Source organism: Streptomyces sp. NBC_00193, assembly GCF_026342735.1.
In the GTDB taxonomy this organism is placed as follows: domain Bacteria; phylum Actinomycetota; class Actinomycetes; order Streptomycetales; family Streptomycetaceae; genus Streptomyces; species Streptomyces stoeckheimensis.
Map to the genome: position 1 here is coordinate 4,357,084 of NZ_JAPEMM010000001.1, position 13,639 is coordinate 4,370,722.

General features: G+C 72.5%; 14 protein-coding genes. 7 read left to right on the forward strand and 7 right to left on the reverse strand.

Going from position 1 to position 13,639, the window contains the following annotated elements:
• Positions 1-131: 131 nt before the first annotated feature.
• Positions 132-872, forward strand: coding sequence for a Tellurium resistance (locus tag OG898_RS19365; protein ID WP_250745558.1), 741 nt, complete (start codon positions 132-134; stop codon positions 870-872).
• Between the two features lie 13 nt (positions 873-885).
• Here OG898_RS19365 and OG898_RS19370 read toward each other — a convergent pair whose 3' ends face one another.
• On the reverse strand, positions 886-1,650 hold the full coding sequence (locus OG898_RS19370; RefSeq protein ID WP_266960333.1) for a TerD family protein: 765 nt from the start codon (positions 1,648-1,650) through the stop codon (positions 886-888).
• 193 nt (positions 1,651-1,843) lie between these two features.
• On the opposite strand from OG898_RS19370, the gene OG898_RS19375 reads away from it, so the two are divergent.
• Genes OG898_RS19375 through OG898_RS19390 form a run of 4 tightly spaced genes read left to right on the forward strand, consistent with a single transcriptional unit; the run spans position 1,844 to position 7,047 of the window.
• Positions 1,844-3,010 (forward strand): HpcH/HpaI aldolase/citrate lyase family protein, encoded by a 1,167-nt coding sequence (locus tag OG898_RS19375; RefSeq protein ID WP_250745557.1) that lies wholly within the window; start codon positions 1,844-1,846, stop codon positions 3,008-3,010.
• Between the two features lie 32 nt (positions 3,011-3,042).
• Positions 3,043-5,541 carry a phosphoribosyltransferase gene (locus OG898_RS19380; protein ID WP_266960335.1) on the forward strand — a complete coding sequence of 833 codons (2,499 nt, stop codon included), beginning with the start codon at positions 3,043-3,045 and terminating at the stop codon, positions 5,539-5,541.
• Positions 5,538-6,368 (forward strand): HAD family hydrolase, encoded by an 831-nt coding sequence (locus OG898_RS19385; protein ID WP_250745556.1) that lies wholly within the window; start codon positions 5,538-5,540, stop codon positions 6,366-6,368. The genes OG898_RS19380 and OG898_RS19385 overlap by 4 nt, the downstream gene beginning before the upstream one ends.
• Positions 6,369-6,387: 19 nt before the next feature.
• Positions 6,388-7,047, forward strand: a complete 660-nt coding sequence (locus tag OG898_RS19390) for an O-methyltransferase (RefSeq protein WP_250745555.1) — start codon at positions 6,388-6,390, stop codon at positions 7,045-7,047.
• On the opposite strand, the gene OG898_RS19395 is transcribed toward OG898_RS19390, so the two are convergent.
• From OG898_RS19395 to OG898_RS19415, 5 genes are all read right to left on the reverse strand, one after another.
• Positions 7,044-7,256 carry a zinc ribbon domain-containing protein gene (locus OG898_RS19395; RefSeq protein WP_266958271.1) on the reverse strand — a complete coding sequence of 71 codons (213 nt, stop codon included), beginning with the start codon at positions 7,254-7,256 and terminating at the stop codon, positions 7,044-7,046. The two genes, OG898_RS19390 and OG898_RS19395, sit on opposite strands and share 4 nt — an antisense overlap.
• Before the next feature lie 363 nt (positions 7,257-7,619).
• The gene (locus OG898_RS19400) at positions 7,620-8,642 is read right to left on the reverse strand and encodes a sugar kinase (protein ID WP_266958273.1); all 1,023 of its coding nucleotides are present in this window, start codon (positions 8,640-8,642) and stop codon (positions 7,620-7,622) included.
• A complete protein-coding gene (locus OG898_RS19405) occupies positions 8,639-9,256 on the reverse strand; it encodes a bifunctional 4-hydroxy-2-oxoglutarate aldolase/2-dehydro-3-deoxy-phosphogluconate aldolase (protein ID WP_250745553.1) in 618 nt (205 codons plus the stop codon). The genes OG898_RS19400 and OG898_RS19405 overlap by 4 nt, the downstream gene beginning before the upstream one ends.
• A 59-nt stretch (positions 9,257-9,315) precedes the next feature.
• Positions 9,316-10,461 (reverse strand): galactonate dehydratase, encoded by a 1,146-nt coding sequence (gene dgoD / locus OG898_RS19410; protein WP_266958275.1) that lies wholly within the window; start codon positions 10,459-10,461, stop codon positions 9,316-9,318.
• 165 nt (positions 10,462-10,626) lie between these two features.
• Positions 10,627-11,349: a FadR/GntR family transcriptional regulator gene (locus tag OG898_RS19415; protein WP_266958277.1), complete on the reverse strand. Its 723-nt coding sequence runs from the start codon at positions 11,347-11,349 to the stop codon at positions 10,627-10,629.
• 174 nt (positions 11,350-11,523) lie between these two features.
• Between OG898_RS19415 and OG898_RS19420 the strand changes: the two genes are divergently transcribed.
• Together OG898_RS19420 and OG898_RS19425 are read left to right on the forward strand one after the other, a co-directional pair.
• Positions 11,524-12,105: an MFS transporter gene (locus tag OG898_RS19420; protein ID WP_266958279.1), complete on the forward strand. Its 582-nt coding sequence runs from the start codon at positions 11,524-11,526 to the stop codon at positions 12,103-12,105.
• Positions 12,090-12,800, forward strand: coding sequence for an MFS transporter (locus OG898_RS19425; RefSeq protein ID WP_266958281.1), 711 nt, complete (start codon positions 12,090-12,092; stop codon positions 12,798-12,800). The genes OG898_RS19420 and OG898_RS19425 overlap by 16 nt, the downstream gene beginning before the upstream one ends.
• A 23-nt stretch (positions 12,801-12,823) precedes the next feature.
• Here OG898_RS19425 and OG898_RS19430 read toward each other — a convergent pair whose 3' ends face one another.
• A complete protein-coding gene (locus OG898_RS19430) occupies positions 12,824-13,375 on the reverse strand; it encodes a DUF4383 domain-containing protein (RefSeq protein ID WP_250745606.1) in 552 nt (183 codons plus the stop codon).
• Between the last annotated feature and the right edge of the window lie 264 nt (positions 13,376-13,639).

Below are 13,639 nucleotides of genomic sequence, written 5' to 3' on the forward strand. Positions count from 1 at the left end.
TAATGCGGAACGCTCAAGTGCGGGGCGGTCCGGCGGGTCCACGGACCCACCGGACCGCCCCGTCCGCATGTCGGGACATCGGCGTGCCGGCAGGGGGCCGAGCGCGCCAAGGGACAAGGGGGGTTGTGGGGATGGGATTCTTCGACGGCATCAGGGGCAGCCGCGGTACGCAGTTCCAGTCGGGCAGTGCCTCGTCGAACGCGATCGAGCTGACCAAACGCCATCCGACGGTGTCGCTCACCAAACAGGGGGCGGTGCACGGCAATCTGCGCGTGAACCTCTCCTGGCGGATGCGCACCTCGGACATAGGCGGCCGCAGCGCCGGCCAGAGCGGGCAGCTCTTCCGGCATCCGTTCAAGCTGTTCAAACCGGACATGGTGCAGGCGCACACCCAGGGCATGGTCAATGTCGACCTCGACATCGGCTGCCTCTACGAACTGACCGACGGAACCCGGGGCGTCGTCCAGCCGCTGGGGAACCTGCACGGGGACATCAACAGCCCGCCGTACGTGAAGCTCAGCGGGGACGACCGGTTCGGGGCGCCCTCCGGCGAGACGATCTTCGTCAATCTCGACCACGCCGAGGAGATCAAGCGGCTGCTGGTCTTCGTCTACATCTACGACCAGACCCCGGCCTTCGACCGGACGCACGCCCTGGTCACGCTCTACCCGATCACCGGTCCGCGCATCGAGATCCCCCTGGAGGAGCGCCACCCGCACGCCCGCTCCTGCGCGGTCGTCTCCCTGGAGAACGTCAAGGGAGAGCTGATCGTGCGGCGCGAGGTCACCTTCGTGTACGGGTTCCAGGCCGAGCTGGACCGGCTGTACGGGTGGGGCCTCCAGTGGGGCCGGGGCTACAAGACCAAGACCTGACGGTGCCGGCCGGTCACCGGCGGATGAACTGCGGGCCCTGCGCCGGCAGCCGGAAGGACGGGTCCCCGCCCGGAGCCGGCACCGGGGCCTGCGCCACCGGCTGCGGGTAGCCGTAGGCGGGCTGGGCGACCGGCGGGGCCTGGGTGGGCGGCGCCGGGGTCGCCGGGGAGGCCGAGGGGGCTCGTCCGTGCGCCTGGGGCTGCCCCTGGCCCTGTTCCTGGGCCTCGGGGGCGTTCTCGTCCACGGAGATCCCGTGGTCGGTGGCCAGGCCGACGAGCCCGTTGGAGTAGCCCTCGCCGAGCGCGCGGAACTTCCACGCGTCGGCCCGCCGGTACAGTTCGCCGCAGATCAGCGCCGTCTCGGCGCCCGTCTCCGGCCGCACGTCGAAGTAGGCCAGCGGTTCGGAGCCGCCGGTCGCGGTGGCGTCGTAGAGGAGGATCCGCAGGTCGTGGACCCGCTCGAAGGGGACGTCCTCGGCGGAGGCGACGACGAGGATCCGGTCCACGGCCGGGGTGACGGCCCGCAGGTCCGCCTGGACGGCGTCGGTGATCCCGTCGCCGAGCTGCTTCTTCCCGAGCCGCCAGACGGCCCCCGAGGGGTGCCGGGGCTGGTTGTAGAAGACGAAGTCCTCGTCCGAGCGCACGCGCCCGTCCGCCCCCACGAGCAGCGCGGAGGCGTCCACGTCGGGCACGTCGGGCCCCCCGGTCCAGCGCAGCACCGCGCGGACCGCCAAGGCGGCCACGGGGATGTTGGAGCCCTTCTGCATCGCGTGCGTCATGCCGGTCATCCTGCCCTCCCGGGCGGGACCGGGACAATGCGGCCCCCCGTAGACCTTGTCCGGATCGCGAGACCTGGGCATGGTGCAAGAGGGTTACCTGGATTTCATGTGCTTGAGGAATTTTTGACTCACGTTCGTACGTACTATTACCGGCCACGCCAGATCGGCCGCCGAGCCTGTACGGGGGAAGCACATGCGTCACTTCGGGCACATTTCGCCCACCGTCCGCAAGGACCTCTTCCACCAGGAGCCGGCAGAGTTCACCGCCGCCTCTCCCGCCGCCACGCTCGCGGCCGCGCTGGGAGCCACGCTCTACAGCCCGGCCACCCGTCCCCAGCTCGCCCGTGACATCCGCAAGCAGGCCGGTCTCGGGGTCGTCTCCATGGTCCTCTGCCTGGAGGATTCCATCAGCGACGCGGACGTCGTGGGCGGCGAGGAGAACCTCGTCCGGCAGTTCGCCGCCCTCCACGAGGACCCGGCGGAGCTCCCGCTGCTCTTCATCCGCGTCCGGGAACCCGAGCAGATCCCCGACCTCGTGCACCGGCTCGGGGGCTCGGCGGCGCGATTGGCCGGATTCGTCCTCCCCAAGTTCAGCGAGAGCCGGGGGATCGCCTTCCTCGACGCCGTCGCGCAGGCGGAAGCCGCGAGCGGCCTGCCCCGGCTGTACGCGATGCCCGTCCTGGAGACCCCCGAGCTGCTCCACCTGGAGACCCGGGTCGAGGCCCTCGCCGGGATCTCCCGCACGGTCAACAAGTACCGCGAGCGGGTCCTGGCGCTCCGCCTCGGCGTGACCGACTTCTGCTCCGCCTACGGGCTGCGCCGCACCCCCGACATGACCGCCTACGACGTCCAGATCGTCGCCGGGGTGATCGCCGACGTGGTCAACGTGCTCAGCCGCGCCGACGGCACCGGCTTCACCGTCACCGGGCCCGTGTGGGAGTACTTCCGCAGCCAGCAGCGCCTCTTCAAGCCGCAGCTGCGCCGCAGCCCCTTCCTGGAGGAGGGCGTCGAAGAGCTGCGCACCGCGCTGATCGAGCACGACCTGGACGGGCTGCTGCGCGAGATCGAGCTCGACCGGGCCAACGGGCTGCTGGGCAAGACCTGCATCCACCCCGCCCACGTCACCCCGGTCCACGCGCTCTCGGTGGTGTCGCACGAGGAGTTCAGCGATGCTCAAGACATCCTGCGCCCCGAGCGCGGAGGCGGCGGCGTGATGCGTTCCGCCTACACGAACAAGATGAACGAGGTGAAGCCCCACCGGGCCTGGGCCGAGCGCACCATGCTGCGCGCCGAGGTCTTCGGTGTGGCGAAGGAGGAGGTCGGCTTCGTCGATCTCCTCACGGCCGGGCTCCAGGTGTGAGCGGGCCGTTGACTGCGAAGAAGGGCAAGACGATCGAAGCGGTGTGGTCGGGAACGTGGGTCGCGGACCGGCTGGGCGTGAGCCTGGAGGACGGGACGGGTACCGCAACCGGCGGGCCGGCGCTGGAGGAGCTCCTCGGGCTGGCGCTGCGGCGCAACCCCAAGCGGGCGCACCTGCTCGTGTCGCGGGTGCTGGGCAAGCACGTCCCGCAGTCCCCGGCGGCCGTGTACGCCGCCGGGTACGGGCTCGGCGAGCGGGTCCGGGAGCTGCTGGGCGACGCGGAGGCGGCCTCGGCGGTGGTCCTGGGATACGCGGAGACCGCGACCGGGCTGGGCCACTGCGTGGCCGACGGCCTGGGCAGCGCCCCGTACCTGCACTCCACCCGCCGCCCCGTGCCCGGCGTCGAGGCCGCGGGCGGCTTCGAGGAGGCCCACTCGCACGCCACCTCGCACCTGCTGCTGCCCGAGGACCCGAAGCTGCTGGCGGGCTCGGGCCCGCTGGTCCTCGTCGACGACGAGTTCTCCACCGGCAACACCGTCCTGAACACCATCGCCGACCTCCACGCCCGCCACCCGCGCGGCCACTACGTGGTCGTCGCCCTGGTCGACATGCGCTCCCCGGCCGACCGCGACCGCCTGACGGCTTTCGCCACCGAGCTGGGCGCCCGCGTCGACCTCATATCCCTCGCCTCGGGCACGGTCCACCTCCCGGAAGGGGTCCTGGCGAAGGGCCAGGCACTGGTGGAGGAGTACGAGGCGGCTGCCGCCTCCTCCCGGGGCTCCGCCCCGGACCCCGCTCCGCACACGCCGGAGGGGCTGAATCCGGGCTGGACCCGCGTGGAACTGGGCTGGCCGGCCGGGATACCCGACGGCGGACGCCACGGCTTCACCCCCGCCCACCGCGCGGCCTTGGAGGCCGCCCTGCCGGGCATGGCAGACCGGATCGCCGCCGCGCTGGGTGACGGCCCGACGAGGGTCCTCGTACTCGGCAACGAGGAGCTGATGTACGCCCCGCTGCGCCTCGCGCAGGCCCTGGAGGCGTCCGGCACGGCGGCGGCGCCGGTCGAGGTGCGCTTCTCCACCACCACCCGCTCGCCGGTGCTCGCCGTGGACGACCCCGGCTACGCGATCCGCACCCGCCTCGTCTTCCCCGCCCACGACGACCCGGCCGACGGCCCCGGAGACCGGTACGCGTACAACGTCGCCGGCACGGCCGGCACCGGCTTCGACGCCGTGGTCGCCGTCGTGGACTCGGCCGGGGACACCGCGGAGCTCCGTACCGGCCTGCTCGCGGCCCTCGCCCCGCACACCGGCCGGGTCCTGCTCGCGGTCATACCTTCGTACGTACCCGACCGGCAGGAGCCGATCATGACCGAGCCCCAGCACGGGCCCCTGGGCGAACCACTGCGCGGCCCCGCCTTCTCCTCCTACGCCGCCGAGGACGTCGGCTGGCTGCTCCAGGACCTCTCCGACGTCGAGCTGGAGGCCCCGACCGAGGAGCGCGAGGAGGCCATCCAGGCGGGCGGCGCCCACTACGCGGAATCGCTGCCGGTGGAGTTCCAGCCGTCCCCGGAGTACCAGCAGCTCTACCAGAGCGCGCTGACCGCCTCCGCCGCCCGGATGGCCCGCGCCGTCGGCACCGTCACCGAGACGGTCCTCGCCGAACGCTCCCCGTCCCCCGTCCTCGTCTCGCTCGCCCGCGCCGGCACCCCCGTGGGCGTGCTCATGCGGCGCTGGGCGCAGGCCCGGCACGGCCTGGACCTGCCGCACTACGCCGTCTCCATCGTGCGCGGCCGCGGCATCGACGCCAACGCGCTGCGCTGGCTGGCCGCCCACCACGACCCGGCCGACGTGGTCTTCGTCGACGGCTGGACCGGCAAGGGCGCCATCACCCGCGAACTGCGCGAGGCCCTGGGCGAGTTCGAGGGCTTCAACCCGGAGATCGTGGTGCTCGCCGACCCCGGCTCGTGCGTGGAGACGTACGGCACCCGCGAGGACTTCCTGATCCCCTCCGCCTGTCTCAATTCCACCGTTTCCGGGCTCGTCTCGCGTACGGTTCTCAGGTCCGACCTGGTCGGGCCCGCCGATTTCCACGGCGCGAAGTTCTACCGCGAGCTCGCCGGGGCCGATGTCTCCGTCGCGTTCGTCGACACCGTCTCCGCGCACTTCGAGGAGGTGGCCGAGGCCGTGGACGCCGAGGTCAAGGAGCTCCTCGCCGCCGACCGCACGCCGACCTGGGTGGGCTGGCGGGCGGTGGAGCGGATCAGCGAGGAGTACGGCATCCACGACGTGAACCTCGTCAAGCCCGGCGTCGGCGAGACCACGCGGGTGCTGCTGCGCCGGGTGCCGTGGAAGATCCTCGCGCAGCGCGGCGCCGGGGCCGACCTGGACCACGTACGACTCCTCGCGGAGCAGCGGGGGGTGCCGGTGGAGGAGGTCGACGGGCTCCCCTACACCTGCGTAGGACTCATCCATCCCCGCTTCACGCGCGGCGCCACGGGCGCCGACGGAAAGGCTGTGGCCGCCAAGTGACCGTCCTCGTAGCCAGTGACCTCGACCGTACGCTCATCTACTCGACGGCCGCGCTCGGCCTGACCATGCCCGACCCGGTGGCCCCGCGGCTGCTGTGCGTGGAGGTGCACGAGAGCAAGCCGCTGTCGTACATGACCGAGACGGCGGCGGGGCTGCTGGCGGAGCTGTCGGCCGACCCGGGAGCGGTGTTCGTCCCGACCACCACCCGGACCCGCAAGCAGTACCAGCGCATCCGCTTCCCCGGGCGTCCGGCGAAGTACGCGATCTGCGCCAACGGCGGCCAGCTGCTGGTGGACGGGGTCCCGGACCGGGACTGGCGCCGCCAGGTCGCGGCGCGGCTCGCCGCGGAGTCCGTCCCGCTGGAGGAGATGCACGCGCACCTGATGTCCGTCACCGACCCGGCGTGGCTGCGCAAGGCGCGGGTGGCGGAGGACCTGTTCGCGTACCTGGTCGTGGAGCGGGCCCTGGTCCCCGCGGAGTGGGTCAAGGCGCTGACGGAATGGTCCGAGGCACGCGGCTGGACCATCTCCCTCCAGGGCCGGAAGATCTACGCCGTCCCGCGGCCGCTGACCAAGAGCGCGGCGATGCAGGAGGTGGCCCGGCGCACGGGGGCCACGAGCACGCTGGCCGCCGGCGACTCGCTGCTCGACGCGGACCTGCTGCTCGCGGCCGACACGGCCTGGCGGCCGGGCCACGGCGAGCTGGCCGACGCGGGCTGGACGGCGCCGCACGTGACGGCGCTGGCCCAGGCGGGCGTGCTGGCCGGTGAGGAGATCGTGCGCGCGTTCACCCGCGAAGTGGCCCGACTCGGCACACCCGCCGCCTGATCGTGGGCACACTGGGCCCATGACCAAGGGCAACAGCACCAAGATCACAGACGAGCTCTACCAGTACATGCTCGCGCACAACCCCCCGCTGGACGAGGTCCAGCGGGGGCTGGTGGCGACGACGTACGAGGTGTTCCCGGACGCGGCCGGCATGCAGTCGGCGGAGGAACAGGGGCCGCTGCTGGCCTTCCTGGTCCGGCTGACCGGCGCGCGGCACATCGTGGAGATCGGCACCTTCACCGGCTTCTCGTCCCTGTCGATGGCGCAGGCCATGCCGGCGGACGGCCGCCTCATCGCGTGCGACGTCTCGGAGGAGTGGACGGCGTACGCGCGCGAGGCCTGGGCGAAGGCCGGGGTCGCGGACCGCATCGACCTGCGGATCGCGCCCGCGCTGGAGACGCTGCGCGCGATGCCGGCGGAGCCGCACATCGACATGGCGTACATGGACGCGGACAAGCAGAGCCAGATCGCCTACTGGGAGGAGCTCGTCCCGCGGCTGCGCCCGGGCGCGCTCCTCGTCACGGACAACACGCTGTACCACGGCCAGGTGCTGGACCCGGCGGCGACCGGTGGGGCGGCGGGGGTCCAGGCCTACAACGACCACGTCGTCGCGGACCCCCGCATGGAGTCGGTGCTGCTGGCGATCTCCGACGGCATCACCCTGTCCCGCAAGCGCTAGCCGCAGCCGCCCCCACCACAGCAGCCTCCGCCACCGCCCATGGGCGCGGCGGGGGCTGCGCTGCTCCCGCCGACGGCTACGGCGGAGAGCAGCTTGACGGTATCGGAGTGCCCGGCGGGGCAGTCGGCGGGCGCGGAGGACTCGGCCATGGGCCGGCTGACCTCGAAGACGTCTTCGCAGGTCCGGCAGCGGAATTCATAACGGGGCATGCGGTACAGGCTACGCAGTCCCGCCCGGCCTCCGGAATCCCCGCGCGCCGGATCCGGGGCGCGGCCGGGTCGGCCCTGCGGGGCGAGGTCCCCTACCCACCCTTCGCCCGTTCCCCGGGGCTCCGCCCCGGACCCGTTGCCGCGTGCGGCGCCGTTGCCGGGGACCAGTCCCCGGACCCCTGCTCCTCAAACGCCGGAGGGGCTGGATGAACCCAGCCTCGTCGGCGTTTGAGGCGCGGGGTCCGGGCAGAGCCCGGGGAACGGTGGAAGGGCGGGTAGGGGACCTCGCCCCGCGCAGCGGCAGGCCGCCCCGGAACCGGCGGGGCCGGGACACACCCCCGTGTCGCCCCGGCCCCGCCGGGGTCAGCGGACCACCGTGCCCGCGGGGGCGGACAGGAGGCCGAGCTCGGCACGCGTTGGTGCGCCCTCCCAGTCGCCCCGGGAGGCCACCGCGAAGGCGCCCGTGGTGACCGCACGGTCCAGGCGGGCCTCGGTCGTGGACCCGTCGAGGAACGCCGAGAGGTATCCCGCCACGAAGGCGTCCCCCGCACCGACCGTGTCGACCGCGCGGACGGGCCGGGCCGGGGCGTGCACCGTCCGGCCGTCGTCCGTGTAGGCCGTCGCGCCGGCCGCGCCGAGTTTGACGACCACCTCGCCGACACCGAGGGCGAGGAGTTCCTTCGCCCGGAGGGCCGGGTCGGCGGGGTCTGCCGGGTCGGCCGGGTCGCCAGGGGCCTCCGCCGGGAGGCACAGGGGGAGTTCGTCGTCGGAGGCGATGAGCACGTCCACCGCCGGCGCCCACCCGCGCAGCACCTCCGCAGCCACCTCCGAGGACCACAGCCGGGACCGGAAGTTCACGTCCAGGCAGACCAGCGCCGAGTGCTCGGCCGCGAGGCGCAGGGCGAGGGTGCAGGCCGAGCGGGCCGAGCGGGAGAGCGCCGGGGTGATCCCGGTCAGGTGCAGCACCTTCGGCGGGGCCGCGGTGAAGGCCCGCTCCAGGGAGCACGCCTTGAGGCGGGAGCCCGCCGAGCCCGCGCGGTGGTAGTGCACCCGCGTGACCTCCGGCAGCCTGGGCTCCGCGATCATCAGCCCGGTTGGGGCCCCGCCGTCGTCGCGGGAGGCTCCGGAGACGTCGACGCCCTCGGCGCGCAGGGTCCGTAGGACCAGCTCACCGGCTTCGTCCTCGCCGACCGCACCCGCCCAGCGGACCGCGTGCCCGAGCCGGGCCAGGCCGATCGCGACGTTCGACTCGGCGCCCGCGACGGAGACCTCCATGGACCCGCCGAGGCGCAGCGGCCCGCTGCCGCGCAGGGCGAGCATCGTCTCCCCGAAGGTGAGCACCTCGGGGGCGGTGCCGGTCCCGGTCAGGGCCGTGGTCCCCGTCACGCGCACGCCGCCTTGAACTGTGCCGCCCGGCGCCGCAGCGCGAGCAGGTCGCCGCCGTCGGCCGCGTCGCCGATCAGCGGGGAGCCCACGCCGACGGCCACCGCGCCGGAGGACAGGTACTCGGCCGCGGCGGCCGCGTCCACCCCGCCGACCGGTACGAACGGCAGGTCGGGGAAGGGAGCGCGCAGGGCCCGCAGGTACGCCGGTCCGCCGATCGTGCCGGGGAACAGCTTGAGCGCGCAGGCCCCCGCCGCGTCGGCCGCGATGACCTCGGTCGGGGTGATGACCCCGGCCAGTACCGGCAGCCCCTGCCGGACGGATTCGTCCACGCCGGCGCCGAGGCCCGGGGTGACCATCAGGTTGGCTCCGGCGTCGGCCGCCCGCTGGGCGTCCTCGGCGGTCAGGACCGTACCGGCCCCGAGCCAGGCCTCGTCGCCGAGCTCCTTGCGGGCCCGGCCGATGACGTCCAGCGCGTCGGTCCCGCTGAGGGAGACCTCGATGAGCGGGACGCCCTCCTCGACGAGGGTCATGACGGTGCGGAAGGACGCCTCCGCGTCCCGTCCGCGGACGATGGCGACGAGCCGCTCCTGTCGCAGCGCTGCGCCGAACTCCATGGGAATGCCTGCCTTCTGATGTGTGGGGGGTGGGGGTGCTGCCGGATGGTGGTGGGGGCTCACCACTCGGCGAAAGAGCCGTCTTCGTGGCGCCACACCGGGTTGCGCCAGGCATGGCCCTTCTTGTCCGCGGCGCGGACGGCCGCCTCGTCGACCTCGACGCCGAGTCCCGGCCGCTCGGTGCGGACCAGGGAGCCCGCGTCGAAGCGGAACGGCTCGGGGTCGGTGACGTAGTCGAGGAGCTCGGCGCCCTGGTTGTAGTGGATGCCGATGGACTGTTCCTGGATGAGGAAGTTCGGGGTGGTGAAGGCCACTTGGAGGCTGGCCGCCAGGGCGACCGGCCCCAGCGGGCAGTGCGGCGCGATCTGGGCTCCGTAGACCTCGGCGAGGGAGGCGATGCGGCGCAGTTCCGAGATGCCGCCGGCGTGCGAGATGTCGGGCTGCAGGATCGCCACGCCGGCTTGCAGGGGGGCGAGGAACTCCCGTCGGGAGAAGAGCCGTTCGCCGAGTGCGAGGGGGATGCTGGAGGCGTTCACCAGATCGGGGACGGCCTCCATGTACTCGGAGAGGACCGGCTCCTCGACGAACATCGGGGCATAGGGGGCCAGCAGGGGCAGGATCCGGCGGGCGTTGGCGGGGGAGACCCGGCCGTGGAAGTCGAGCCCGAAGTCGCGGTCGTCGCCGAGGACCGCGCGGGCGGTCTCGGCGCGCCGGAGGCAGTCGCGGACCTCGGAGCGGGTCGCGAGGGGGCTCATGCGGCCGCAGCCGTTCATCTTGACGGCCGTGAAGCCCGCCTCGACCTGCCGGAGCAGCGCGTCCTCGATCTCGTGCGGCTCGTCGCCTCCGACCCAGGCGTAGGCGCGGATCCGGTCGCGGACCGGCCCGCCGAGGAGCTGGTGCACGGGCTTCCCGTACGCCTTGCCCTTGATGTCCCACAGCGCCTGGTCGAGCCCGGCGACTGCGGAGGACAGCACGGGGCCGCCGCGGTAGAAGCCGCCCTTGGTCATGACCTGCCAGTGGTCCTCGATCCGCATCGGGTCCTGGCCGACGAGGTACTCGGACAACACCTCCACGGCCGCGCGCACCGGCTCGGCGCGCCCTTCGACCACGGGTTCGCCCCAGCCGACGACGCCTTCGTCGGTTTCTGCGCGGACGAACATCCAGCGCGGCGGGGCCATGAACGTCTCGATGCGGGTGATCTTCACGGCTGACGGTGTCCTCTCCTTGTGGGATGGCAGGAGGGGATCTGATCTGCGGTGGTGCAGGGGCGGCGGACGGCGCTGCGGGCGGCGGCCGATACCCCGGGTCTTACGGGTCTTACGGGTCCTGCGGTCTTACGGATCCTGCGGGTCTTACGGGTCTTACGGGTCCTACGGGTGGTCGCGCTGCGCCATGTCGAGGAGGTCGAGCACGGCCCGGTGCGCCCCGTCCGGGTTCCCGGCCCGGACCTGGTCGACCACGGCCCGGTGGATCGCGTGCGGGTTCTCGAAGTCCCCCTTGTGCACCGCGCGGTCGCGTTCCACGAGGGCCGGGATGATCACCCGGTACATCTGCGCGAAGAACAGGTTGTGCGAGGCGGTCAGCAGCGCCAGGTGGAACGAGGCGTCCGCCCGCACGTGCAGCACCGGGTCGGAGTCGCTCGCCGCCATCGCGGTCAGCGCCGCGTCCAGTGCGGCCAGGTCCTGCTCGGTGGCCCGTACGGCGGCCAGCGCGGCGGCGGCCGGCTCGATCGAGCGGCGCAGTTCGAGCAGGTCGGAGAAGAAGCAGGCGGGCGCGCCGGCCGCGAGCTTCCAGCGCAGCACGTCGGCGTCGAAGAGGTTCCAGTCGGTGCGCGGGCGCACGAAGGTGCCGCGCTTCTGCCGGGCGTCGACCAGCCCCTTGGCCATGAGCACCTTGATGGCTTCACGGAGCACCGTCTGGCTGACGTCGAGCTCCTCCATCAGGAGGGGGAGGTCGAGGGTGGCCCCCTCGTCGTACGTGCCGTCGAAGATCCGGCGGGCCAGCTCTTCCACCGCCGCCTTGTGGACCCCGCGGCCGGCGTACGCGGCCTCGCTGCTCCTGCCACCGCCACTGGTGCTGGTGCTGCTGTGCATTCCGGTTTTCCCTCTCCCCGCCAGGGCTTTGGTCCCTACTTGCTCCCCTTGGTGCCCCCTGACAAGGCAAAGACTTGCACAAGTAATCGTTAATTAGCAATTATTGCGTGGCGTCGCCGGAACCGCTGATTCCGCACTGTTCGGCGCTCCTCACACGTCCCCCGGGAGCCACCGATGTCCCTCAGCCACGACCCGGCCGCCGCGACCACGCGGCCGGGCACCGGCACCGGCCCCTCCGGTCTCTCCAGCCCCTCCAGCCCCTCCGGCCCCTCCGGCCTGCCGAGGCGCAGGATCGGCAGGTACCGCTCCGCGATCCTCGCCGTGCTCTTCGTCATGACCGCCATCAACTACCTGGACCGCAGCGTCCTGTCGATCGTGGCGCCGGACGTCTCCAAGGACCTCGGCATCTCGCCCGAGACGATGGGCTGGCTCTTCTCCGGCTTCGCCTGGACCTACGCCCTCGCCCAGATCCCCGGCGGCCGCCTCGTCGACAGGTTCGGCCCGCGCATCGTCTACGCCTGGGCGCTGATCGGCTGGTCGGTCATGACCGCCCTCGGCTCGCTCGCCAAGGGCTTCGGCTTCCTCTTCGCCAGCCGCATGGGCCTCGGCCTCTTCGAGGCCCCCGCCTTCCCCTGCAACGGGCGCGTCGCCGCCTCCTGGTTCCCGCGCGCGGAACGCGGCCGGGCGGTCGCCGTCTACACCTCGGGGCCGTCTGAAGGAGGAGGGGCATCGGCCTCGGCGTGGCCTTCCCGCTGATCGCGTGGATGGCCGCCACCCTCGGCTGGCGCCACGTGTTCTGGATCCTCGGCGGCGTGGGCATCGCCTGGGCGCTGGTGTGGACGAAGGTCATCCGCAACCGCCCCGAACAGCACCCCAGGGTCGGGGAGTACGAGCTCGTCCACATCACCGAGGACGAGGCCACCGCCGACAGCTCCGCGCAGAGCCGGGAGAAGGGCGCCTTCCGCCGGGACATGGGCTTCCTGCTGCGGCAGCGCCGCATCTGGGGCGTGTTCCTCGGCCAGTTCGCCATCGCCTCGACGCTGTACTTCTTCCTGACCTGGTTCCCGACCTACCTCACCAACGAGCGCGGTCTGAGCCTCGACAAGGGCGGCCTGACCGGAGCCCTGCCCTTCGTCGCCGCCAACTACGTCACCTCGAACGCCGCGATGATCGCCATCATGTGCGTGGCCTTCTTCGCCAACGGCCTCGCGTCGTTCTCCTGGGTCCTGGTCACCGAGATCGCCCCGGAGCGGATGCTCGGCGTGGCCGGCGGGGTCTTCAACGTCTTCGGCAACCTCGCCGGCATCGTCGTCCCGATCGTCATCGGCTACATGATCGGCGGCGGCGACGGCTCCTTCGCCCTCCCGCTGATGCTGATCGCCGGCATCACGATCGGCGGCGCCCTGTCCTTCCTCTTCCTCGTGGACAAGGTCGAACGCATCGAGGCGTAGGCCGTCGCACCGCGCCTACGCGCCTACGCAGGCCTGCCGACAGGCGGCCTCCCGCTCGCGCTCGCGCTCGTACGTGCCCGCTGCTCCCGAGCCGCCTGCTCGGGGTGGCGGGCGCGCCAGTACGGGTTGTCGTGCGGCAGGGCGCTGCCCACCCGCCCGTACATCCCGAACCACATCAGCATCACGCCGACCACGAAGCTGAACAGCACGTTGGGGATGTGGAAGGCCAGGAAGTTCATCCCGGTGTCGAGCAGCGCGAGGTTCACGAACCCGCTCGCGATGAACAGCACGCCCAGCACGATGTTGAGCGTCGAGGCGAAGGTGCCGCCGATGACCATCCCGATGAACAGCAACAGCCCGATGCAGATCGACAGCACGCTCAGCGCGCCGTTGGTGTTCAGCGCGAGCACGGTGTCCCCGCCGGTGTCGAAGAACCCGATCCGGTCGATGAGCCCGAGGATCCCGAAGGCCACCAGCAGCAGTCCGGTCAGCCCGGCGCCGATCCGGTAGACCTTGCTGAGCCGGTGATCGCTGGGCAGGTGCTCGTCGAGGCTCGCGTTCACGGGACGCATCATGCGGTGCAGGACCCCGGGGGAGTCCGGGGGCGGTGCCGCCGTCGCGTACGGCTCGTGGGCCACGTAGGGCGCGTAGTGCTCATGGGGCTCGTGGCACCCGTAGAGGGCGTGGGGCGCGTACGACTCCTGCGGCGCGTGGGGCACGGGAGGTGCCTGGGGCGTACGGGAGGCCCGGGACCAGCGGGGTCTGTGCGGCCGGTGCAGTCCGTGAGTCCTGTGGTGGTGTCCCTGAGAAGCGTGGGCGGCCATGTCGCCCTCCTCTGC